Source organism: Polymorphospora sp. NPDC051019, assembly GCF_040683055.1.
In the GTDB taxonomy this organism is placed as follows: domain Bacteria; phylum Actinomycetota; class Actinomycetes; order Mycobacteriales; family Micromonosporaceae; genus Polymorphospora; species Polymorphospora lycopeni.
In genome coordinates, this window is the sequence record NZ_JBFBCH010000020.1 from 32,415 (window position 1) to 54,999 (window position 22,585).

A 22,585-nucleotide genomic window follows, 5' to 3' on the forward strand; every position below is an offset into this window, starting at 1 on the left:
AGAGGCAGCAGTGACAGACACACGAAGCGAACAGAAAGGTCAGGGCAACCCCATGGGAATGGACACCACCGAGTATGACAAGCGGCAGGTGCTGGCCCTGCACAAGCAGTGGTGGAAGGCGAACGTCGGGCTCGACATCCCGGCCATGCGCGAGTGCTTCCCCTCGGGCAACGCCTTCTCGATGTTCAACCGCAACAGCTTCACGTACTTCGGCGTCGAGGAGGTGGCCAAGCTCTGGCAGCACTTCATCGACACCGGCATCCCGCCCCGCCTGACGCAGACCGTGGCCGTCCTGCGCATCGAGGCGCGCGCCGACACCGCCTGGGTCATCAGCGAGCTCACCTACCGGCGCGTCGCCCCCGTCCAGACCGAACGGCACTGGGAGGTCCCCGACGTCGACCAGACCCTCGGCAGCAAGGCAACCGAGATCTATCACCGCGACAACGGCGCGGGCGTGCCGGCGTGGAAGATGTGGCACTTCCACTCCGGACCGCTTCAACCCTTCCAGGAGCCGCGCCCGGCTTTCGACGACACGCTGACCGACCGGGGCCTCGGCGGCAACCCGTACGGGGAGCCGATCACCTACACCTTCACCCTCGACCGGCCGGCCTGAGAGCGCGCGGACGATGACGGAGAAGCGCGCCCCCCGGATGTCGCTGATGCTGAGCAGCGCGGTCCCGCCCGATCAGACCCTCGCGGTCGCCCGGTTCGCCGAACAGTCCCGCTACTCCAGACTCTGGATCACCGAGGACTACTTCCGTAAGGGCGCCTTCTCCACCGCCGGAGCCGCGCTCGCGGCGACCGGCGGCATCGAGGTCGGCCTCGGCATCGCGTCCCTGTACGTGCGAAGTCCCGCCACCTTCGCTATGGAGGTCGCCACCCTCGACGCGATGTTCCCGGAAAGGTTCGAGGCCGGCATCGGGCTAGGCAGCCTACGGGCCCTCGACACCCTGGGCCGCCGGCCCGACAAGGCTATCGGGTCGTTGACCGACCGCCTCCGGCTCCTGCGCTCGCTGCTGTCCGGCGCGGACACGCGCTGGCGGGACGAGTTCGACAACCTCGACGGAGTACGGCTGGACTATCCGGCGACGAAGCCCCCGCGCCTCTGGGCGGCCGCTGAGTCCCCCCAAATGCTGCGAATGGCCGCACGGGAGTCGGACGGGCTCATCCTCTCGGCGCTCTCCTCGCCCGGGTACGTCTCCTGGGTACGTCAAGAGATCGCGCCTGCGCTCGCCAAGCGGGGCGTGGACCTGCCGATCGCGGCGTTTGTCTACACCAGCGTCCACGACGACGAGGAGGTCGCCTTCGGCAACGCACGGGAACTCGTCGCCGCCCGGCTCGCGTCCGGCCGCGTGGCGCCCACCCTCGCCCGAAGCGGGCTCTGGGAGCAGATCGAGCCGCTGCTGGGCCGCCCGGTCGACGACCTGCGGCCGCGGCTGGGGCCGGAGGTGGTCGGTAGCTTCGTCGCCTACGGCACGGTCGCGTCGTGCCGGGAACGCCTCCTCGCGTACGCGGCCGCCGGCGTGGACGAGATCGCGCTGGCCCCGATTCCGGTCGCGGGGAAACTCAACCTCACCGAGGTGATGCCCCTCCTGGCACAGTTCGTTCGTACGACACCGTGAAGACCCACCACGGGGACGCTGACGCTATCGTCTCCCTGCGGCGGCCGCCCTGACCGAAGGACCGACAGTGACCCTCGACGAGACGCAGATCCACAGCACCGAGTCGGACAACCGCAGCCTGGTCAGCCCGAGGGACCGCTACGCGGCGCGGCTGCAGATGAACATGTCCGCCGCGAACCTGCGGGCCCGGGTGCTCGACGCCGAGCTGCGAAACCTCCAGCGGACCTTCGACCACCTGGGCGAGGACGACTCGCTCGTGCGGGCCGCGAGCGGCATCGTCAGCGCCCGGCGCCGCTTCATTGTCGGTGCGGGCAAGAGCCTCGCCCACGCCACACTGCTCGCCTGGGACCTCTCCGCCGGCCTCGGCCAGGTGCTGCTGGTCGACGAGGTCACCGTCCGCTCCCTCGACGTGCTCCTCGACGTGCGCCCCAGCGACGTCCTCGTCGCTTTCTCCTTCCGCCGGTACCAGCGCCGCACCGTGACGGTCGCGGAGGAGTTCGCGGCACAGGGTGGGGTCGTGATCGGGATCACTGACTCCCCGGACGCGCCGATCGCCCGGATCGCGCATGAGGTCGTCGTCGTACCCACCGTCAGCGCCTCCTACGCGGACTCGCCGACCGCCGTTGCCGCGGTCATCCACCTGCTCACGACGCTGACCACTGCGAGCGCGAAGGGCGCGCGGCGTAGGCTCGCCGAACGGGAGCGCCTGCACCAGGCGCTCGACACGTACCTGGATTGACATCCTCCCCGTCCTAAAGGACGGGGATTCCCGTGGTCGCCCTCGGTTTTCCTGCTTCACCGTCGACTGCCCCGAACGGAGGTTTCCCCGTTGAGGTCTTACACCGTCTCCACAGGCTGTCACCGCCTGTCCGGCGGCCAGAATGTTGCGTGCCGCGTTCACGTCCCGGTCGTGGACGGTGCCGCACCGGCACGCCCAGGACCGTACGTTCAGCGGCATCCGTTCAGCGAGGGCACCACACGTGGAGCACAGTTTCGACGACGGGAACCAGCGGTCGACGACGACCAGGTTCCGGCCGTGCCAGACAGTCTTGTACTCCAGCATGGTGCGGAACTGCCGCCAGGCCGCATCGCTGATCGCGCGGGCCAGGCTCCGGGTTTTGACCATGTTGCGTACGGTCAGGTCCTCGATCACGAGCGTTTGGTTCTCACGCACGAGTCGGGTGGTCAGCTTGTGCAGGTGATCCCGCCTGCGGTCGGTGATCCGGGCATGCACACGGGCGACCTTGAGCCTGGCCCTGGCCTGGTTCGCCGAGCCCTTCTCCTTCCTCGCCAGCGCGCGTTGGGCTCTGGCGAGAGCCTTGCGGTCGCAGCGCTCGTGTCGCGGGTTGGTGACCTTCTCCCCGGTCGACAAGGTGAGCAGGCTGTCGAGCCCGGCGTCGATACCGACCGCACCCGAAGCCGTGGCCTGCTCGATCACGTCATCGCACAGCAGCGACACGAACCAGCGCCCGGCCGCGTCCTGCGACACCGTCACCGTGGACGGCGACGCACCCTCGGGCAGTGGCCGCGACCAGACGATATCGAGGGGCTCGGCCATCTTCGCCAAGGTCAGCTTCCCGTCGCGCCACCGGAACGCGCTGGTGGTGTACTCCGCCGACCGGCGCGACCTCTTCCTGCTCTTGAAGGTCGGGTACCTGGCGCGCCTGGCGAAAAAGTTGGTGAACGCGACCTGCAGGTGCCGCAACGCCTGTTGCAGCGGCACCGAGGAGACGTCGTTGAGGAACGCCAGCTCCCCGGTCTTCTTCCATCCCGTCAGCAGAGCAGACGTGGCGTTGTAGTTGACCCGCTCCCGGCGCAGCGTCCACGCCTGGGTACGAGCCGCGAGCGCCATGTTGTAGACCAGCCGGACACACCCGAACGTGCGCGCAAGCTCAGCCGCCTGCGCCCTGCTCGGGTAGAAGCGGTACCTGAACGCCCGCTTCACCGCCTTCGCAGTCACGCCTCACAAACTAGCAAGCCAACGAGTGAACCTTGCAGTGACGGGCGGGTGGACGCCTATCCGCCGTGGCTACGGATCGGCTACCCATGTCCTGCTCCGCAGGAGTTCCGTTTCCTCTCCGGCCTGAAGGCCGAAGAATCCACGGAAGGAATCTGATGACGGCGACGCCGGAGGCACACGGGTGAGGGTCATCGGTATAGATCTCTATCGGGTCAGGCTGCCGCTGAGGTCGACCTTCGAGACCAGTTCCCACCGCAAGAACGCAATTGAGCACATCCTCGTCCGTCTCCACGACGAGTCGGGCCTCGACGGCTGGGGCGAGATCGCGTGCGGTAACGGACCATGGTTCTCCTCGGAGTACGTCTCGACCGCATGGGCCGTCGCCACGGAGTTCCTCGCCCCCGCGGTGCTCGACCATCAGTGGCGACATCCCGGCGAACTGAACGCGCGATGGTCGGGGATCGCCGGGCACCAGGCGGCGAAGGCAGGGTTCGACGGCGCCGCATGGGACCTGTCGGCCAGACGCGACGGCGTACCGCTGACGGTCGCTCTCGGGACTTCGCCGAGGACGATCCCGGTCGGCGTCTCGGTCGGCATCGAGGAGTCGACCCGGTGCCTGGTCGAGCGCGTGGGCGGATATCTCGACGAGGGATACCACCGGGTGAAACTCAAGATCAGGCCCGGCTGGGACGTCGAGCCGGTCCGGGCGGTGCGGCGCGCCTACCCCGACCTCCTGCTGCACGTCGACGCCAACGGCGCCTACCGGCCGGGAGCCGAGTCCGACGAGGTGATGCGCCATCTGGACGGGCTGGGGCTGGCCATGGTGGAACAGCCGTACCCCGGCCGGGACTTCGTGTCTCACGCCCGCCTGCGGCAGCGGATCGCGACACCACTGTGCCTCGACGAGTCCATCGAGGACGCCGCCGACCTGGAGACGATGGTCACGCTGGACGCGGCACAGGTGGTCAACATCAAAGTCTCCCGTGTGGGCGGTTTGACGCCCGCGCTGGCCCTCGCCCGGCAGTGCGCCGGAAACGGCGTCAGCGTCTGGTGCGGCGGCATGCACGAGTTCGGAGTGGGTCGCGCGGCCAACATCGCCTTTGCGTGCGATCCCGCCTTCGGCTACCCGAGCGACCTCTCCGGCTCCGACAAGTACTTCACACACGACATCGTCGATCCGCCGATCATCGCGCGGGACGGATACGTTTCCCCAGCGCCGGGCCCCGGCCTGGGCTTGGCGGTCGACCTGGCCCGGATCGAGTCGGTCGCCCTCGACATCAACCGGTGCCGAGCCCCGCGCTGACATCCGCCCTTCATTCACCCCACGCCCGTTGGGGAGCACGGTCGGTGAGGCGGCCGAGCATCGTCCGGGCACAGTCCCCTCACGCCCGAGGGAACACTGAATCGCCTTCACGATAACGACGGTCGTGGCGGTACACCCCCACGCCCATGGCCAGCGGCTCATTCGCCGCAGGCAACGGCGGTGAGATCCTCGCCGACGCCATAGCGCCAGCGCCGGTCGGGTCGTGGTCGCCTACGCCGTGGACCAGGTCCCGGTTGAGATCCTCGCCTACGCCGTAGCGCCAGCGCCGGCACGTCGCGTCGCGTCGACCGGCGTCATCGGCGCGATCAATGTTGAGACCATCGCCGTCGCCGTAGCGGCAGCGCCGGCTGACGATCATCTTCGACCAGGTGCCGTACGTCGAGCGCCGACGGATGGCAGTCGACTTGACCTCAGACCGGTTCCGTCATTGGTTGCCAGTCGATGTGGCCGGGGCGTTGTCCGTCGGTGGTCAGGAAGTCGCGTGCTGCCTGTCGGGCGGTTGCCGGGTGGATGCGGGTCCTGGCCGTTGCGTACTCGGTCGGGGTGCCGCCGTAGTTGAACCAGATCGGCTCGCTGGCGGGTTCGAGGGCGGGATCGACGGCCCAGACCTGGTCGGGGTCCAGGTATGCGAACGACCGATCGGGGTGCCCCAGTCCGATCTGGAGGATTCTCTGTTCGTCCCACGGGTCGCCGTGGTCGGGGTTGAACAGGTTGACCATCTGTGGCCGCCGTTCGTCGGTGATGTGGTCGAGCACGGTGTCGAGTTCCTCGACGGTGGCGACCGGGACGGCGGCGTTGCGGCCCCACTGTACGGCGAACTTCACGACCGGATCCCTTTCCCGTTTCCCTCGTACTCGTCGTAGTACCGTACGCCTTCGGGTGTCTCCGGCGCCTTCACCCAGACCCGCATCCGCTGGCCTGGCCGCAGCAGACCGGGCAGTAGGGTGTCGCAGCTCAAGGGACCGACACAGACGTCGTTGTTAACCACGACATCGACGCTGTCGGGGCTTGGTTCCGGCGCATCCTTGCCGCCGCGTACGACTCCACGTGGCTGATGACGGTCATCCAGCCACGCGCCCGAGGTACCAGGTCATCGGCCAGCGAGGGGTCCTGTCCGGACCGGATTGGTCGACGGGTCAACCGACGCCCGTCCGGATGGAACATCACGCCATGGGTCGGCCCTGGTCCCCGTCACGTCGAGGTAGTCGCCGGGCCGCGTCCCCGAGCCACGCCGGCACCGGCCGGTCGGTCGGCGTGTCGGCAGATGCCGGATCGGGTGCCGGCGACCCCGAAGGTACGCCCACACCTGCAGCCGGTTTCCCGAACCGCCGAGCTGACCCGCCTCGGCAACGGCCGCCTCGACAACCCGCACGGTGTCCGCACCGTATTGACCGACCGCGACCAGGGCCTGTCGGACCGCGTCCAGCCGCGCCATCATCACACCAGGATCGCCACCCCGCGGAATCGCAACGGTCAACTGCCTGGCCTGGTCAACCTGGCCGATACACCGCCCGATTTCGGCAGGAAGCTCGCCCAGACGATGCAGTAACGGGGCAAACGCGGCGGTGATCTGACCGGCCGTGGGTTGTGCGTGCGCGCCGGCTACCGCTGTGCCGGTCTCGCCGACTAGCACCGACAGGCCACCGATCCCGGCCTGGAGCTGCCTGAGCAGGTCGCGGACCCTGGCCATCTCACGGGCGACGCCGATGAAACCTGCCCCCGCCGCATGCGCGACTACCTGCTGTGCGGAGTGATCAGCCGCCGCGGTCTGCTCCTGCGCATGCCTGATAGCCGCCGTCATCGCGTGCAGCCTGCTCTGGATGGAATCGATCAGCGACACGCCCACCTCCCGCTCAACCAGCCCATCATCGGCAATGATCCGGCCTGCACGAAAGTCGGACGGGCGAAATGTTCGAACGGACAGCTATGGACAGGCATCACTTGGCCACTCTCGGTTTCCCGATGCTGCGTTACGGGTGCCGATGCCGCAGATCGTCGTGGCATCGACCACACGGTGATCGGGTAGCAGATCTGTCCGCCGCCTATTGTGGATCTTTGCGAGTGAATTGTCGTCGGGGACAGCTATGGGCGTGGACAGCCCAAGGGGCGCCTTGATCGGTAGACGAGCGGTGTCGGGGCTGTGGTAGCTGAGATCGCTGCAGTTCTGCGGTTCGTCGCCAGAGCTGGTCCTGTACAAGCCGCCGAAAACCAACCGGAGCGTGCCGGTGAACTCAAGGACCCGGTGGACATGCCCAAAGACCCACGTCCTCCCGGTGACATAGTGCAGGCGAGTGGTTTCGGATCCGTATGGTCCTTGCCACCAGGGGGTTTGTAGCCGATCGTGGAGCGGGCTGGTGACTGCGGCCCCGACGCTGGCCGTAGGCGGGGTTGCGAGGACCTGCTCAGCATCGCCGTGGACAGTGATCGCCTCATCCCGGTGCTGCAGGCACCGGTCAGCCAGGTCACCCGGGTTAGTGTCGAAGATGGTCATCCGGTCTCTCCGCCTGCCGCCGGGGACGCCGGGGCGGACGACGAACCACGCCTGCCCAGTCGGAAGTGGTGACCTGCCACCGGGTACGGGCCACACCGTCGGCCTCGTGTGAGGTGCGGGGTCGGCTGGGCCGGTCCCAGCCGGGGGTGGCGGGCAGGTCGGCTACGGCGGTCCAGCCTGCGGCGCGGAGGCTGGTGCCGGGCTCGTCGGAGCGGGTGTAGGTGATCATGCGCTGGTAGCCCATGTGGCGGGCGACGCGCCAGGCGGCGGCCAGGAGGACGGAGCAGGCGTTGCGGGAGCCGTCGGTGGCTAGGCGGGTGATCTCGGCGGTGAGTCCGTCGTCGAGGTGGCGGGCAACGGGCCGGCCGACCACCGCCACCCCGAGCAAGTCCCCGGCGGGGTTGGTCAGGCCGAGGGAGAACTTGTGCCTTTGCGGCGGGGTGAGGTGACGGTGGTGGTCGGTGATGAAGTCTCTGGCCTGCCGGTAGGTGACAGGGCGGACGCGAGGCCGGGGCACGCGGCGGCGGGGGTCGGCGATCATCGGCACGTTCCCTGCTCGTCGGTTGCCAGCGGGTCCGCCGCCGGCGGGTGCTGAAACACGTAGGTGTCCTCGTAGGCGGTGTGGCGGAGGGGAAAGCCGTCGGGCAGCAGGACGGGCGCCTCGGGCAGGCGTGTCGGCGGTGTGGGAACGAGGCGGCCGGCGCAGACGTTGGCGAGCAGGCCGATGCTGTGCTCGATGAGCGTCACCCTGGCCCCGGTTCCGGTAGCGAGGACTGTGTCGGGGTCGGCTGTGTCGTTGGGGTGGCGGCGCGGCGTGACCACGACGGTGGCGTCCGGCCGCAGCAGCGGTACGCATCCGGCGAGTACCGCAGTCGAGTCGGTGGTGAGGTCGCCAGAGCAAGAGCGGTTCGCGACACGGCTGAGCATGGTGGGCCCGTACGGCGGCGAGGTCACCACCAGCACGGGACGTTCCCGCCGCATCGAAGCGAGCGCATTCGCCAGGTTCCCCCGACGCTGCGCGGCTACCGGGCGCTGCTCGAGCCACACCGGCCGCTGCGGCACGGACACCAGCGAGGGACCGGATCGGGTGTCAGCCACGGTGGCCTCCCGCGACGACGAACACGAGTATGTCAACGTGGGTGCGTCGCCCGGCTTTCGAACTGCCGGAGTTCGTGTCGTCGTCGGACGTGGTGTCGCCCGTGGCAAGAGCGATCGGGACGGTGATCGCGATGATGCGCTGCAGGTAGGCCATTCCGCCGGCGTCCGCGGCCGGGATCAGATGGTGGGTCTGCTCCGGGTAGCCGCCCGACGGCTGGTTGGGGTCGACGATGAGGACCGCGAACCCGTCCGGGGTGACGACCAGCCGGAAGGCGCGGAACAGGTCCGCCACGGCGTCAGCTGCCGCGGCCGGCCGGGGCCATCGCAGCACGATGAGGTCGACCCGGACGTCGTCCACGTCGGTGAGATCGGCTGGATGGGTGACCGGCAGGTAGAGACGACCGGCTGCGGTGGTCGCCTCCTCGATTGCTGGGTCGCCGTCGAAGTCGACCACGGTCGTGTCACGCTGACTGAAGGTCACGACGATCCGCCGCGCCAGCCGCCGCCGGAACGACTCCTCGTCATCGCCATCTCGTGGCACGGCGCGCCAGACCGAGATCGGTACCGGTGGGCCGTCGGTGAGGTCCACACGCAGGAAGTCGCGGTACGCGACGTCAGCGGGTAGGGACGCGTCGCGACTCGCCGGCTCGCCGGGCGGCGGCTGATGCGGCTCGCCATGGTGCTCGGATGTTGCAAAGGGATCGGTCATCGGTAGGTGGCTTCCACCGGCGGCCCGCGCTCACGACTCCCAAAAGCGCACCCAACCCCGGATCTGCGGGGGCTCGCCTGTCGTGCCCAGGCCAACAGCACCCAACAGCGACGCGGCCGTGGACGCGCTCGCGGCCACGAACCCGGACCGCTCACGCAACAGCGGACCGGGGACTACCCAACGACGCGCGACGACCAACCAAACAAGCAGCGCGTAGTCCTGCGGACAGGCGGGCCACAGACCGTATCCGGCAGGTTCCTGCCGGCAAGGAGGACGGTTGACAGGTCACAGCATCCCGTGCATCGAGCCGACAAGGCCGGCGGCCTGCCCATGTGTGCACCCGGCGAGGTGGCAAAGACCTCGACCGCCGCCGCTGGTGGCCAACTACCCGCCAACAGCGGCTGGCAGGCCCGTGAGCTGGCCCGACAGCAACTCCCACACCTGCGGCCCACGCACCGGCTCCCGGGTATCACACGGACACGGTCGCGCGGATCAAAGCTCTGACCTGCACCCAACAGCTGGCCATGCCTTCCCTCTCCCCCACCGCCGTTGCCCAACAGAATTGGCAAGCCGCTGTCGCTGTTGGGTGGCCGTGCGTGGATGGGCCGTGGCCGTGCCGACCGGTGCGGCGTCGCAAGGATCTCAGGAGAGCTTCATGCCGTCCATCTCCGACGGGGAGTCGCCGCTCGACTCCCACCAGCGCGCGTTCAACCTGCTCATCCGCCGGCCTGTGCCAATCGCCTTCGACGGTTGCGGCTTCTCCGGCTGCCCCCAACGGATCATGGCCCTGGACGAGCTGAAGACCTTCCTGCTCGACCGCGACACGACACCGGAGGTCCGCGACAGCGTGTGGCGCGAACTGGTCGTACGGGCTCGTCGCGACGGCGCTGGATGGGGCATCGGCGCGATCGGCATCGCCATGCCCGGCCTGCGCAAGCGGGCCGGCGACATCACCCGCGGCTACCGCGGCGACACCGACGACATCGACGCCGAGATGCTCAAGACCTTCTGGGAGCAGTTGCTCCAGCGCGCCGACCTCGACCAGCACCGTATTCTCGGGCGGATGCTCGACGCCGCCGAACGCGCCGGCCGCAAGATCCGCTACGCCGATGTCACCACCGACCAACTCGACAGCGAACCGGCCGGGCCACGCCTCCCTCTCCACCCGTGGGACCACCCCGAGTTCGTCCTCGCTCGCGCCATCGCCCTCGGTGTAATCGACGCCGACGACGCGAACCTCATCGCCGAAACCCGACTCGAAGGCGTATCGGTGCAGACCGCCGCCGCCCGCCGCAGTATCCAGGGCCAGCTCGCCTCCCAGTGGCGCGACCGGGCAGAACTGCGTCTGGTCGCAGCCATCCGTGCCGGCGAACTCGCCCACGTGCGCCTACGCCCGCGGCCAGTCAGGCCCGTCCCACGAACCGCGTTGATCGCCTGGCCCGGGGCATAGGAGCGCGACCCGACTGCGCTGGCCTGGAGATGAGGTGCCTCCGGCAGCTCAGCGGCTCCACGAAAGCGGGGTAGCTCAGTACCCGAAGGAGTTCTGGCGTCAGGCTGCGATGCCTGGATCGGACGGCATTATCAACAGATCGTTTAGTTGGGAGTGAATGTTGGCTGCTGCCAGACCGGGAAACTGATCCGATTGACGCCACCGCGAGAGATCGGCTCGTCCTGACGTTGTGGTTGAGTGTATAGGTCGTACCGTTGGGCGTAGGGACGTCCATAGAAAAGGTACAGGTCGCCGGGCCGCGGTTCCGATAAGTAAGGGTGGCTGGTGAGGACCGCCTGAATGCCGCGTCCAAGCGCTATTGCGTACACGTCAGTCTCGGTATCGACGATGTGCCACTCGTTGGACTCCCACATCATAGTGCGTGCGCCTTCAGGATTGTCGGGGTCGTACTCCTGAGCCAGTACTCGCGTGTTGTCGGCCCAGCGGACGGATTCAGGATTGAGCAATTGGCCGGTACGTGAGGCATCCACCGAGGTTGCTTGCCCGCTCTCCACATCGACGATGAAAAACTTGGACATGGTGTCCCACGGAGCGGCTACGGCCGCCACTCGGGTTCGATCCGGCGACATCACGCCGCGGGAGACCACCGCGTCAAGATGAAGCCGGCGGGACACCTCGCCGTCAGGACTGAGCCAAAGCAGGTTGCTGGATTCCTGATCCCAGACCTTGCCGTCGCGCCATTTCGGTTCCAATGCCAGCACTGTTCCCGTAGAGGTCAGTCCAGCGAAATCGGTGTACGGCGGCACGGACGCGACCCGCTGAAGTTTTCCCGAAGGCAGGTCCACTTGGTAAAGCCATCCTTCGGCTACATCGTCGGCGTCCATGGGATAGTCGGTCTCTATGCCGACGAGGGTGTTGGCGTCGACGAAACCAAAGGTTCCGTAGCCAACTGTTTCATCCGTCCAGTACGTCTTCCCAGTCTCAGTGTCCCAGATGAGCAACGACTGCGGGTATCCGCCGGAGCCGGGCAAATAGCTCGCGGCCAGGAATCGACCGTCGGGACCTAAGAGTATTTCCCCGTTGGGGGTTCCCTTGCCTTCAGGCGCGGTCTCGACCTCACCGGTCGCCGGCCTGACGACGTGCAGGCCAGCACTGTCCCTGAAAGCGATCCCCACATGCGCTGGAGGGTCGAGATCTCGCTCATCATGGTCGGCCGAAGTAGAGAAACCGAAGTCAAACTTCTTCGAGAACAGATTCACATTCGCGTCGAGCCGGTCAATCGGCACGTCGATTTCGATGTCTAGGCCGACTTCGAAGGACTGCCCGGCCGTGACCTCCAAGGGGTTCGCCGACGCCTTGACCTCAAGCCCGTAGGACATCCTTAGCAGCAGCTTGAGATCCGCTATCCAGGTGTTGCCGCCGAAAGAGAACGTCAGGCCACCCTGTGCCGTGGCTGCACCTTCGGCGGACACCGTCGTCTGGGAATACCGCTCCACTTCTGAGGGCCACCCACGCAGCGATCCCTTGGGGAGTTCTCCTGTGCGCCAAGACACGGGGATGGAGTGGCTGCCTTTTACGCCCCTCGAGAGCGCAATGTCACCATTGCTGGCAACCTCGGCTTGCGCGACGCCCTTCAGGTCACAGCCGAGTGAGAAGGGCCCGATCCGAAGTAGCTTCCCGACCACTGACTTGCAGATCCGGCTTACCGAGCGGCCCTGCTTCTTCAGGTCGATGTCCTTGCGGGTCGACATGTTCGTTCTGCCGGTCGCCGAAAAGCTGACTCCGGCGTCGTAGTCGACCTTTGGGGTTACACCTACCTCGACGTAGGGATCCCCCCAGAGGTCGATGTCTATGTACCCGTCAATGTTGATGTCCATGTTGGCGGCGAGCTGCACCTCCACCTTCTGAGGGCGGGCCCCTTCTCGTTCGTGTAGCGTTGCCTCGAACAGCGTCGATTCGAGCCTCTTCCACGGTTCTGCGGGTACGTGCGGCAGCGATAGTACGCCGCCACCGCCGCCAGCGGCTGGAGCCGGCATCACGGTGGTGTGCGCATGGTCGAACTGCACCACCAGCTTCGGAACCACCTCCAGCAGAGCTACGGGAGTTGTCCGAGCAACAACAGTGCCGCCCTTGCGCTCCAGTGCAACCACTCTGCGGGACAGGCCATCTCGGGTTCTTGGCCCCTCGGCCACGACGATCGCGTCGCCGGGCCGAAGACTGTCGGCGTACTCGCCAGCGATCAACACGACGTGGTCTGGTGCGACGGCGACGATGGGCGGATCCTCGGGGTCGTCAACGACCTTTGTGGTGTACGGAATGGCCACCCGGTAGCGGGCATCGACCGTGACGGTGTCCGACGCCGCCACGTCGACTTGATGCGCGTCCACCGCGCCGTAGAACTTCGCCTCGCCAGCGTCCACCGGCGCGACGCTGATCGTGTATCTTCCCGGCCGCACCCACAGCGCCTTGGACGAACCCAGGCGCCAGACGCGTCCCTCGCCGTCAATCTCCACCTGTGGCACTGCGCCTGACGGAAGACCTCCGACCGTCACCACGAGCCGGCCACGTGGTTGCCCTTCTGAAGCGGCATTGGTTGAGATCACCACGGCGGTCAGTACAAGCAACGCCAGCAAACGACGGCCGAGCTGCATCGAAGCGACTCCCCAATGGGCGTAAGGAAAGAGTTGGGCACGATCCTTCCATCCCGAAGCAGGGTGCCGGAAGGTGTGTCCTTAACTCGCCCGAGTTATCCCGGCATAGGGATGGCAGCCGGAACCGAGTCCGATGTCGCTTGAACCCTGCCGCTGGATCTGCACTGCCCGGCAGTCGCACCACATCTGACAAAGTCTGACCAAGCTAATCTTCATGCTCAGCCGCCAAAAGAGCGGGTTGCTGCGCTTGCATAGGCAATCGGACGGGTTGCTGCTCGAGCTGGCGAGGAGACAGTCGAAGAGGTCCGTCGAGCATCTGGGTGGCGATGGCGTCAACGGGTTCGATGCCGCCGAACCGGTAGTCCTCGTAGCCGCGCAGCCGTAGGTGACGGCCCTCGGCCTTCATTACCGCGAAGCGGATCGGATCGGCTGTGCCGTCGCGATGTGCGTAGTGCTGCTCGCCGTCGCACCCGATCACGATTCCGATCCGACTGGGTAGCAGCATCAGGAAATCCATGCGCTGACGCTGCCACCCGGAGCACGCCAGTTCAGTTGCTTCTGCACTATCGACAGTAAGAAAAGTCGGCATTTTAGGTGCAAATCCCAGAATGCCCCTATTCTCGCCTTCATCATACAAACACAGCATTCTCCTGGTCTTGTTGGGTCTCCGTTAGCCGCTGTTGGGTTGCCAGCCCCCGCAGATCGCGGCCGACACCGGCTTTTGGCGGTCACGAGTCCGATCCGCCCCCGGCGCGCCAGCCGGGTTAGTGACTGGTCTCGGGCGCCGCCCGGTGTGGGTGGTGACTCGGCCCGGCATCGGCCCGTGCTCACCACGATTCCGAACCTGGTGTGGAAGGAGTAGCGCTTCCACGGTCTCCGCCCGCGCGGGCGGCGCCTCCCATCTGTTTTCGAGTGCGTCTCGCCGCGAGGCGAGGCGGGAGGTGAAGACCAGATGCGTCGCATCCTGTCCTGTCTGTTCCTGTCCGCCACGACGGTCGCCGTCGTTCTCACCGACACGACCAGCGCGGCCTTCGCCGGGCCGCCGGCTTCGGTTGCGGTCAACGATCTGCCGACCGTGATCAACAATCTCACCACCTGGATCGTCGGCATCCTGGTCGGTATCGCGACCCTCTTCCTCACGTACGGGGGTGCCCTGTACCTCATGGCCGGGGGCGACCCCGGCCAGGTGGAGAAGGCCAAGGGGGCGCTGAAGGGTGCCGCGACCGGCTACGCCCTCGCGGTACTCGCGCCGGTGCTGCTGACCATCCTGCGCGGCATCCTGGGCAGCTGACCGGTGCTCTGGGACATCGTCGGGATCTCACCCCTGCTGGACGCGGTCCTGAGATGGATGGCCGAGCGCGTCGCCGAGGTCATCAACATCCTGTGGGGGTTGCTGTCCTCGGCGTTCCTGATCGTGCCGGACGTTACCGTCCTGCCGCAGGTCCAGGCGGTCGGCAGCCGAGCGTTGTGGATCGTCAACACCTGCTACGTGTTGGCGATCATCGCTTGTGGCGTGGTGCTCATGGCCCGCGACAGCGTCCAGGCCCGTTACGGCGTCACTGAACTCGCGCCCCGTCTGGTCATCGGCATCATCGCGGCGAACTTCGCGATGCCCATGTCCCGGGAGTTCATCAATCTGGGCAACACGCTGATCCAGGCCGTCACCGGGGGGCCGGTCGCCGACGACGGCTCGTTGGGGCAACTGCAACGCACGATTCTCGCCGCGCTGACCAACCCGGCCAACGCGCTGCTCACGTTGATCATCGGCGGGGTCATCGCGACCCTGGCCGCGACGATCATGGCCGGTTGGATCCTTCGCCTCGGCCTGCTGGTGATACTGGTCTGTGTCGGACCCGCAGCTTTGGCCTGCCACGGCACACTCTGGACGGAGCCGGTCGCGAAGCTGTGGTGGCGGGCCTTCCTCGGCGTCTTCGCCACCGTTGGCGGCCAGGCCCTCGCGCTGCACACCGGGCTGACGGTGTTCGTCAGCCCGACCGCGAACCTGCCCGCCCTCGGCCTGCCCGACGATCCGACCGGAACTCTCAACCTGCTCATCGTCTGCTGCCTGTTGCTGGCGGTGACCCGGATCCCGGCCCTGGTACGCCGGTATGTCACCGGCGGCCAGTCCCGCAACGTGGTCGGTGCCTTCGTCCGGGTCGCGGTCGTTCAGCAGCTCGGCCGTGCCCTGACCCGTGGCCTGTTGGGCGGTGGCTGTGTCACGGCGAGGGCTGGGGCGGATCGGACGCGCCGCGCACCGAAGGCGGGCGGGCCTGGTGGCGGTACTCCGGTTGGCGGGCTTCCGCTGCCTCGGCCAGCCCGCGGCAGTGGCACAACGCCCGGCCCGGTGAGGCGCCGTACAGAGGCTGCGGCGCCGGCCCAGGCCGGGGCGCCGAATCTCCCGCCCGAACGAACCCCGGGCACCGCGATGCCAAAGCGGTACCCCCGCCGGCGTCGCTGATGGGGCCCGTGCCGAGTCTGTGCCGGCGTCGCCTACCGGTCCGCATCGAGCAGCGAGCGGATCGGGTTGGCCGGCGGAGGCCGAACCGTTGTCAGGACCGCATGTGTCGCCGGTGGTCAGCCTGGCAGCGGAGTCGGCGGCCCGCCCGGCGGCACGGGTTGGCCCCGGGACCGCTGACGTCGTCCGGCGGGCCGGTGGTCGGCTTCGTTGCGGCTTTCGCCCGCGCATGCAGCGGCGGCCGGTGACCGTCGGCGCCGGGCGGCGGCCATCCGGACCATCCGCGCCTCGGCAGCGGCTCATGCCACTACCACCCATCCACGACCCCGGCCAGCCGCTAGCTGCGAGGGCAACGGCACCGGTTGGTCGGACTGATATCCCACCTGACCTGAGGATTGGTGCTTTCCATGTCTGATGTTGATCTTCGTGCTCGGATTCCGGCGGACGTCGAGACGCCGGATCGTGTTCTCTACAACCTGACCGCGCGGCAGGTGTCCATCCTGGCTACCGCCGCCGCAGTCGCCTATTTGCTGTGGCGGGCGTTGCTGGGGCATGTGCCGATGCCGTTCCTCCTCGCAGCCATGTTCCCGCTGCTCGGCGCTGCCACGGTCCTGGCGTTGGGCCGTCGTGACGGACTGAGCTTGGATGCGTGGCTTCTTGCCGCTGTGCGGGGGTCGCGTGTCCCGCGCCGGCAGGTCCCCGCCCCCACAGGCGTGGGGAAAGCTCCCCGGTGGGCGCCGCCCCCGGCCGGATCGGAGGGTGATCTGGCCGCGCCGGCGCCGCTGCGGCTGCCGGCGCGGGCGATCGCCGCCAACGGTGTCGTCGACCTTGGCGGGGCCAGCGCCGCCCTGGTCGCGGTTACCACCGTCAACCTGGGGCTACGCACCCCGGCGGAGCAGGCCGCGCTGGTCGGTGCCTACGCCGGGTGGCTGAACAGTCTGACCGCGCCGGTGCAGATCGTGGTCTCCACTCAACCGGTCGACCTCGCCGGCCATGCGCAACGCATCGCCGGGGCCGCCCACCTGCTACCCGGCCCGGCGCTGGCCGATGCCGCCGCCGACTACGCCGGGTTTCTTCTCGACTTGGAGGACGAGAGGCAGCCGCTGTGGCGGACCGTCACGATCGTTCACACCGCCACCGGCGCCCGGCGTGACACCGATGTGCTGCGCGCCGCCGAGCACACCGCCGCCGCGTTGCAGGGCCTGGGTGCCACCACCCGGGTCTTGGACGGGCCGGCCGTCGCGACGGTACTCGCCGCTGCGGTGGACCCGTTCACGCTGCCGGTGCCCGGTGAACGGGCCCTGCTGGACGCCCCGATCACCGGGGAGGCGTCGTGAAGCTACCGAAACTGCTGCGGTTCCTTCTGTCCGTGCTCACGGGACGGTCTGCGTCCGCGGCGCCGGCTGGTGCGGATGTTGACACGCTGCCGGCGCTGGTCGGCCCGGCCAGCGTCGAGGTCACTGCCCGCTACCTGAAGGTCGGTGACGGCTACACCTCAACGCTGCTGGTCAACGGGTACCCTGCGGAGGTCGGGGCGGGTTGGCTGTCCCCGCTGACCGGCTGGCCCGGGCGCGCCGACGTCGTCATCCACATCGAGCCTCTTGCTCCGCAGGTGGCCGCGTCGCGGCTGCGGCGGCAGCGGGCGCGCTTGGAATCGTCTCGGCGTTCGGATGCCGAGCATGGCCGCCTAGACGACCCGTCTACCGAGGCCGCTGCCGCCGATGCCGCGGAGTTGGCTGACCGGGTTGCCTGCGGCGCCAGTCGCCTGTTCCGGGTCGGTCACTACGTCGCGGTGCACGCGACGAGTTTGGAGGAGTTGACAGAGTCCGTCGCTCATGTGCGGGCCACCGCCGCGTCGGTCATGCTCGACACCGTCCCGGCGACCTGGCGGCAGATGCAGGCGTGGACGTCCACTCTGCCGTTGGGGGTGGACAGCATCGGGATGCGGCGGGTGTTCGACACCGACAGCCTCGCCGCCGGCATGCCTCTGGCCTCCGCCGATCTGCCCGCTCCGCTGCCGGGTGATCCGCCCAGCGCGTCCGGTGTCCTGTATGGGGTGAACACGGCCACCAACGGGATCGTCTGGCACGACCGGTGGGCCGCCGACAACCACAACTCCGTCGTCCTCGCCCGTTCGGGCGCCGGCAAGAGCTACATGATCAAGCTGGAGACGCTGCGGTCGCTGTATGACGGGGTGCAGGTTCACGTCATCGATCCCGAGGACGAGTATCGGCGGCTCGCCGAGGCGGTCGGCGGCACGGTGATCGACCTCGGCGCGCCGGACGTGCGGCTCAACCCGCTGGACATCGCCGCCGACGACACCCGGCCGGACGCCCGTAACCGGCGGGCGTTGTTCGCCCACACCCTGGTCAACGTGCTGCTCGGCGCCGCCGGTCAGTCGGGTGGCATGGACCCGGTCGAGCGCGCAGCCCTCGACCGGGCCGTCAACGCCGCCTACCTCGAGGCGGGCGTCACCAACGACCCGGCCACCTGGAGGCGGCCGGCGCCGCTGCTGCGGGACGTGGCCGGCGCGCTGGAGGCCGACGGCTCCCCACCGGCGGTCACCCTCGCCGCCCGGCTGTCGCCGTGGACCACCGGCAGCTTCAGCCATCTGTTCGCCGGGCCGACCACCACCCGACCCACCGGCCATCTGGTGGTGTGGTCCACCCGCCGGCTCGCCGACGAGTTGCGTGCCCCGGGCATGCTCCTGGCCCTGGACACGATCTGGCGGGTCGTGGACGCCCCGCCGGCCGCTGATCCCACCGGCGGCCGGCGTCGGCTTGTCATCGTCGACGAGGCATGGACGTTGTTGCGCGATGGCGAGGGCGTGCGGTTCCTGAACCGGCTGGCGAAGGCGGCCCGAAAGCGTCGCGCCGGCCTGTCGGTGATCACCCAGGACGCGGCCGACCTGTTGGGCTCCGAGCTCGGCCAGGCGGTCATCGCCAACAGTGCCACCCAGGTGTTGATGAGGCAGGCTCCGCAGGCGATCGCGGCCGTGGCCGACAGCTTCAGCCTCACCGGTGGTGAGGCACGGATGCTGTTGTCCGCCCAACGCGGCGAAGGACTCCTGTTGTCCGGGAGCAACCGGGTGGCCAGCCATGCCGTGTCCTCCTACCGGGAGCACGCACTGTGCGTCACGGGCAACACCGACCCCGAGGAGACGCCGTGATCAGGGTCGCCTCGCCGGTCCCGGCACCAACCCCGCCTACTCCGGCGCCGCTGCCGTCGTTCGGCACGCCGGCCCCGTCCAGCCTGGTCCCCGACGCTGTCGGGAACGCGGTTGCGTGGGCTTCGGCCCGGCCGTGGCTCGCGATGGTCGCGGTGGCGTGGGGTGTGCTCGCGTTCGTCGCTCACGCCCGGCTGCTGAGGTGGCGGCAGCAGCGCTGGCAGCGCCACGCCCAGCAGATCACCATCACCCCGCCGCTGGAGGTGGAGTCGGACAGCGCGGCGCGGTGGTGGGCGACCTGTGCCGAGATCCTGCGTCCCATGGGCTGGCGGCGTCTGCTCTACGGCACACCGCACGTCGGCTTCGAGTACCGGTGGGCGGGCCGGCAGCTGACCATCGTCATCTGGCTGCCCGGCACCGTTCCTGCCGGACCGGTCCTCGCCGCCGTCGCCGGCGCCTGGCCGGGCGCCACCGCCACGGTCGGCGACGCCGCCGACCCGATCCCCGCCACCGTCATCGCCGAGGGTGACGCCCTGGCGCCGACGCTGCCGGCCTGGTATCCGATCGTCACCGGCCACGACAGCGACCCGCTGCGGCCCCTGATCTCCGCCTTGTCCGGGCTGGGCGAGCACGAGTACGCCTGCGTGCAGGTCCTCGCCCGGCCGGCCACACGCCGTCAGGTTCGCCGGCTGCGGGCCGGCACGGCGGCGCTGCGTACCGGACAGCCCGCCCGGGGCGCCTTCGATCCCGCGACCTGGCTGGAAGGGATCGCCGGTCTGCTGATGCCCGGGCCCGGCCGTGCCAGCACCGGTGCCGGTGGCCGCAGCGTGGCGTACCGGCCGCCGGTTGGTGATCCGGAGCGGGAGCGTGACGCGCGTGCGGCGGTGGACAAGCTCGCCTCGGGCCAGTTGTGGGAGTCGTCGATCCGGTACGGCATCGCGCACACCAACCCGCGCAAGGCGGGTGAGGACACGCTGCGGGCCCGGTTGAGGACGCTCGCCCACGGCGCCGCGTCCGCCTACGGCCTGTACACCGCCCGGCAGCGGCTGCGGCGCGTCCGCCTCGCTCGGGCCGCCGCGGTGTTGGCCGGCCGGCCGCTGCGCTCCGGCTATCTGCTCAGTGTCGCTGAGCTTGCCGCTGTCGCCGCCCTGCCCACCGATCTGGCGGTGCCCGGCCTGGTACGCGCCCGTGCCAGACCGATGCCGGCACCGGTCGAGGCGCCATCCGGTGGCCGGGGCGTCAAACAGCTCGGCCGCGCGCAGATCGGCGGCCACACCGTCGCCCTGCCCGTCGTCGATGCCCGCCAACACCTGCACGTCCTCGGCAGCACGGGCGTCGGGAAGTCCACGTTTCTGGTCAACCTGATCCTCGACGACGTGGCCGCCCGCCGCGGGGTTGTCGTCATCGACCCCAAAGGCGACCTCGTCACCGATGTCCTGGACCGGCTCGACCCGAAGGTCGCCGACCGGGTCGTGCTCATCGACCCCGACCAGGCGCAGGGCGGCTACTTCAATCCGCTGTCCGGCGACGACCACGACCTCGCGGTGGACAACGTGGTCTCCATCTTCTCCAAGATCTTTCAACGGCACTGGGGACCCCGCATCGACGACACCTTGCGGGTGGCCTGCCTGACCCTGATGCGCAAGGCCAACGCCACCCTCGCCCTCGTTCCGCCGCTGCTCAACGACAAACAGTTCCGGACGGCGTTCACCCAAGACCTCGACGATCCGGAAGGGCTGCTCGGCTACTGGACCTGGTACGAGTCCATGCCGCCGCCGGTGCGGGCACAGGTCATCGGCCCCGTCATGGCGCGGCTGCGTGCCTTCCTGCTGCGGGACTTCCCGCGTCGCACGCTCGGCACGCCGCGCTCGTCGTTCGACATGGAAACCCTGCTCAACACCGGCGGAATCCTTCTCGCCCGGCTACCGAAGGGACAGCTTGGCGAGGACACCTCCCGGCTGATGGGTTCGTTCGTCCTGGCCCGTGCCTGGCAGGCCGCCACCGCGCGCGCGAAACTGCCTGAGGACAAACGCCGCGATTGCACCGTTTATATCGATGAGTGTCACAATTTTCTTAATCTGCCCGGGTCAGTGGACGACATGCTTGCCGAGGCCCGCGGCTACCGGATGAGCCTCGTGCTGGCCCACCAGGATCTCGCCCAGCTACCGCGGCCCACCCAACTGGCGCTGTCCGCGAACGCGAGGAACAAGATCACGTTCAACGTGGCGCCCGAGGACGCCCACCAGATGGCCCGGCACATGTTCCCCGAACTGTCCGAACACGACCTGAGCCATCTGGACGCCTACCAGGCCGCCGCCCGACTCGTGATCAACAACCGGGAAACCGCGGCATTCACGCTGCGGGCCCGACCGCCCCGGCCTTCGATCCCTGGCGCAGCAGATCAGATCCGCAGAGCCTGCGCCGCGGCCAGCCGTAGCGCGGGCGATCCCACGGCGATCGAACAACTCGCCAAGCGGCTGGCCACCCAGCCCGAAGGCCGCCGGTAAACGCCGTCGATCACCGCTGCCAGGCCGGACGCCGGCCCGGCCTGGCAGCGGTCGGCCCCTGGTCCACACCCCGGCCTGGTCCCGGCGAAACCCAACCCACCCTCAGCCACCCAACAGCGCAGGCAGGTGCCCCGAATGCCCCATGATCAACCATCCCGACAGTCCCCTCAGGGGGACACTCTCCGACCGGGGGACGCCCCGTCACCCCCACGCCCTCGTACGCCCGCCCGACGCACGACAACGACCCTCGCCGACATCTCCGCTCGGCTACGCCCCCGCGACCGGGTGATCGCCGTCCTGCTTTCCGACCACACCGCGCTCACCAGCGACCAGATCGCCGCGGTCCTGTTCGACTCACCGATCACCTGCGCCCACCGCCTCTACGCACTACGCCGCATGGACTTCATCAACCGCGTCCTGCGCTCCGGACAGCCGTCCCAGGTCTACTGGGTGCCCGGACGACTGTCGGCCCGCCTAGTCGCCCTCACCCGCGGCGAAACACCACCAACCCCGAAAGCGGTGGCCCTAGCCGCCGACAGCGTCCTGTCCGACCGCACCCGCCGGCACACCATCGAGACCAACCAGTTCTTCATCGACCTGCTCGCGCACAGCCGATCCCACCCACAGTCCCGGCTGACCCGCTGGTGGTCCGAGCAGCAGACCGCCGCCGCGTTCGGCCGCCGCGTACGCCCCGACGGGCACGGTGTCTGGACCACGGGCCAGCACAGAGTCGGCTTCTGGCTGGAGTACGACCGCGGCACCGAGGGCCACGTGCGGCTGCGCGACAAGCTGGAGCCCTATCGCCGGCTACGTGTCGACGGCGGCCCCGGACATGTCCTGTTGTTCTCCCTTCCCAGCCGGGAAAGGGAGCGAAACCTCCACCACCATCTGGGCGAGACGGCCGGCCACGACCATCGGGTCGCCGACGCCTTGGCCACTGTCGCTATCGCGACCTGCGCCCGGGACCGCGTGAATGGTCACGGCCCGGCCGGGCCCGTGTGGCGGCTCGTAGGAAACGGCGGCCACCGGCTACGCCTCGCCGACCTTCCCACCACAGAAGAGGAGCCCGGCCCACTCAATCCGGGGCCGCCTTCAACCGATCAAGACCCGCTACACGAGCTCACCTGACTCGTCGAAGCACGCCGAGAACCC

Annotated in this window: 21 protein-coding genes and 2 pseudogenes; 12 read left to right on the forward strand and 11 right to left on the reverse strand. The window is 68.6% G+C overall.

Annotated elements, in window-relative coordinates:
* Positions 1–10 precede the first annotated feature (10 nt).
* The 3 genes from AB0M79_RS28145 to AB0M79_RS28155 all read left to right on the forward strand — a co-directional run bounded on the left by AB0M79_RS28145 (position 11) and on the right by AB0M79_RS28155 (position 2,361).
* On the forward strand, positions 11–613 hold the full coding sequence (locus AB0M79_RS28145) for a hypothetical protein (RefSeq protein ID WP_357543800.1): 603 nt from the start codon (positions 11–13) through the stop codon (positions 611–613).
* 13 nt (positions 614–626) lie between these two features.
* Positions 627–1,622 carry an LLM class flavin-dependent oxidoreductase gene (locus AB0M79_RS28150; RefSeq protein WP_364219095.1) on the forward strand — a complete coding sequence of 332 codons (996 nt, stop codon included), beginning with the start codon at positions 627–629 and terminating at the stop codon, positions 1,620–1,622.
* Between the two features lie 67 nt (positions 1,623–1,689).
* A complete protein-coding gene (locus tag AB0M79_RS28155) occupies positions 1,690–2,361 on the forward strand; it encodes a MurR/RpiR family transcriptional regulator (protein WP_357543802.1) in 672 nt (223 codons plus the stop codon).
* A 147-nt stretch (positions 2,362–2,508) separates the two neighbouring features.
* Here the strand turns inward: AB0M79_RS28155 and AB0M79_RS28160 are convergent.
* Positions 2,509–3,582 (reverse strand): annotated as a pseudogene (locus AB0M79_RS28160) (RNA-guided endonuclease TnpB family protein); the annotation flags it as partial.
* A 181-nt stretch (positions 3,583–3,763) separates the two neighbouring features.
* On the opposite strand from AB0M79_RS28160, the gene menC reads away from it, so the two are divergent.
* Positions 3,764–4,885, forward strand: coding sequence for an o-succinylbenzoate synthase (gene menC / locus AB0M79_RS28165; protein WP_357543804.1), 1,122 nt, complete (start codon positions 3,764–3,766; stop codon positions 4,883–4,885).
* Positions 4,886–4,964: 79 nt separating this feature from the next.
* Here menC and AB0M79_RS28170 read toward each other — a convergent pair whose 3' ends face one another.
* The 8 genes from AB0M79_RS28170 to AB0M79_RS28205 all read right to left on the reverse strand — a co-directional run bounded on the left by AB0M79_RS28170 (position 4,965) and on the right by AB0M79_RS28205 (position 9,204).
* Entirely contained in the window at positions 4,965–5,264 is a 300-nt protein-coding gene (locus AB0M79_RS28170; protein WP_357543805.1) for a hypothetical protein, read from the reverse strand.
* A gap of 52 nt (positions 5,265–5,316) precedes the next feature.
* A complete protein-coding gene (locus tag AB0M79_RS28175; RefSeq protein WP_364219100.1) occupies positions 5,317–5,730 on the reverse strand; it encodes an Imm1 family immunity protein in 414 nt (137 codons plus the stop codon).
* Positions 5,727–5,894, reverse strand: a complete 168-nt coding sequence (locus AB0M79_RS28180; protein WP_357543807.1) for a DddA-like double-stranded DNA deaminase toxin — start codon at positions 5,892–5,894, stop codon at positions 5,727–5,729. Before AB0M79_RS28180 ends, AB0M79_RS28175 begins: the two co-directional genes overlap by 4 nt.
* On the reverse strand, positions 5,861–6,070 hold the full coding sequence (locus AB0M79_RS28185; protein WP_364219105.1) for a hypothetical protein: 210 nt from the start codon (positions 6,068–6,070) through the stop codon (positions 5,861–5,863). Before AB0M79_RS28185 ends, AB0M79_RS28180 begins: the two co-directional genes overlap by 34 nt.
* A complete protein-coding gene (locus AB0M79_RS28190) occupies positions 5,997–6,746 on the reverse strand; it encodes a DUF6244 family protein (RefSeq protein ID WP_364219108.1) in 750 nt (249 codons plus the stop codon). Before AB0M79_RS28190 ends, AB0M79_RS28185 begins: the two co-directional genes overlap by 74 nt.
* 631 nt (positions 6,747–7,377) lie before the next feature.
* On the reverse strand, positions 7,378–7,938 hold the full coding sequence (locus AB0M79_RS28195; RefSeq protein WP_364219111.1) for an XF1762 family protein: 561 nt from the start codon (positions 7,936–7,938) through the stop codon (positions 7,378–7,380).
* Positions 7,935–8,465 carry a hypothetical protein gene (locus AB0M79_RS28200; protein ID WP_364219114.1) on the reverse strand — a complete coding sequence of 177 codons (531 nt, stop codon included), beginning with the start codon at positions 8,463–8,465 and terminating at the stop codon, positions 7,935–7,937. The genes AB0M79_RS28195 and AB0M79_RS28200 overlap by 4 nt, the downstream gene beginning before the upstream one ends.
* Positions 8,466–8,487: 22 nt before the next feature.
* The gene (locus AB0M79_RS28205; protein WP_364219117.1) at positions 8,488–9,204 is read right to left on the reverse strand and encodes a hypothetical protein; all 717 of its coding nucleotides are present in this window, start codon (positions 9,202–9,204) and stop codon (positions 8,488–8,490) included.
* Between the two features lie 655 nt (positions 9,205–9,859).
* Here AB0M79_RS28205 and AB0M79_RS28210 point away from each other — a divergent pair.
* Positions 9,860–10,654 carry a hypothetical protein gene (locus tag AB0M79_RS28210; protein ID WP_364219120.1) on the forward strand — a complete coding sequence of 265 codons (795 nt, stop codon included), beginning with the start codon at positions 9,860–9,862 and terminating at the stop codon, positions 10,652–10,654.
* A gap of 143 nt (positions 10,655–10,797) precedes the next feature.
* Here the strand turns inward: AB0M79_RS28210 and AB0M79_RS28215 are convergent, their stop codons facing one another.
* Positions 10,798–13,305: a hypothetical protein gene (locus tag AB0M79_RS28215; protein WP_364219123.1), complete on the reverse strand. Its 2,508-nt coding sequence runs from the start codon at positions 13,303–13,305 to the stop codon at positions 10,798–10,800.
* Positions 13,306–13,510: 205 nt separating this feature from the next.
* Positions 13,511–13,822: a hypothetical protein gene (locus AB0M79_RS28220; RefSeq protein WP_364219126.1), complete on the reverse strand. Its 312-nt coding sequence runs from the start codon at positions 13,820–13,822 to the stop codon at positions 13,511–13,513.
* Positions 13,823–14,257: 435 nt separating this feature from the next.
* On the opposite strand from AB0M79_RS28220, the gene AB0M79_RS28225 reads away from it, so the two are divergent.
* The 7 genes and pseudogenes from AB0M79_RS28225 to AB0M79_RS28255 all read left to right on the forward strand — a co-directional run bounded on the left by AB0M79_RS28225 (position 14,258) and on the right by AB0M79_RS28255 (position 22,561).
* Positions 14,258–14,596 (forward strand): pilin, encoded by a 339-nt coding sequence (locus AB0M79_RS28225; protein WP_364219129.1) that lies wholly within the window; start codon positions 14,258–14,260, stop codon positions 14,594–14,596.
* A gap of 3 nt (positions 14,597–14,599) precedes the next feature.
* On the forward strand, positions 14,600–15,763 hold the full coding sequence (locus AB0M79_RS28230; protein ID WP_364219132.1) for a hypothetical protein: 1,164 nt from the start codon (positions 14,600–14,602) through the stop codon (positions 15,761–15,763).
* Between the two features lie 404 nt (positions 15,764–16,167).
* Positions 16,168–16,437: pseudogene (locus tag AB0M79_RS28235) on the forward strand (PrgI family protein); the annotation flags it as partial.
* Between the two features lie 36 nt (positions 16,438–16,473).
* On the forward strand, positions 16,474–17,097 hold the full coding sequence (locus AB0M79_RS28240; protein WP_364219389.1) for a hypothetical protein: 624 nt from the start codon (positions 16,474–16,476) through the stop codon (positions 17,095–17,097).
* 32 nt (positions 17,098–17,129) lie between these two features.
* Positions 17,130–18,929, forward strand: a complete 1,800-nt coding sequence (locus tag AB0M79_RS28245) for a conjugal transfer protein TraC (RefSeq protein ID WP_364219373.1) — start codon at positions 17,130–17,132, stop codon at positions 18,927–18,929.
* Complete coding sequence (locus tag AB0M79_RS28250) at positions 18,926–21,433, forward strand: type IV secretion system DNA-binding domain-containing protein (RefSeq protein ID WP_364219135.1); 2,508 nt, start codon at positions 18,926–18,928, stop codon at positions 21,431–21,433. The genes AB0M79_RS28245 and AB0M79_RS28250 overlap by 4 nt, the downstream gene beginning before the upstream one ends.
* Before the next feature lie 285 nt (positions 21,434–21,718).
* Positions 21,719–22,561, forward strand: a complete 843-nt coding sequence (locus AB0M79_RS28255) for a replication-relaxation family protein (protein ID WP_364219138.1) — start codon at positions 21,719–21,721, stop codon at positions 22,559–22,561.
* Positions 22,562–22,585 lie beyond the last annotated feature (24 nt).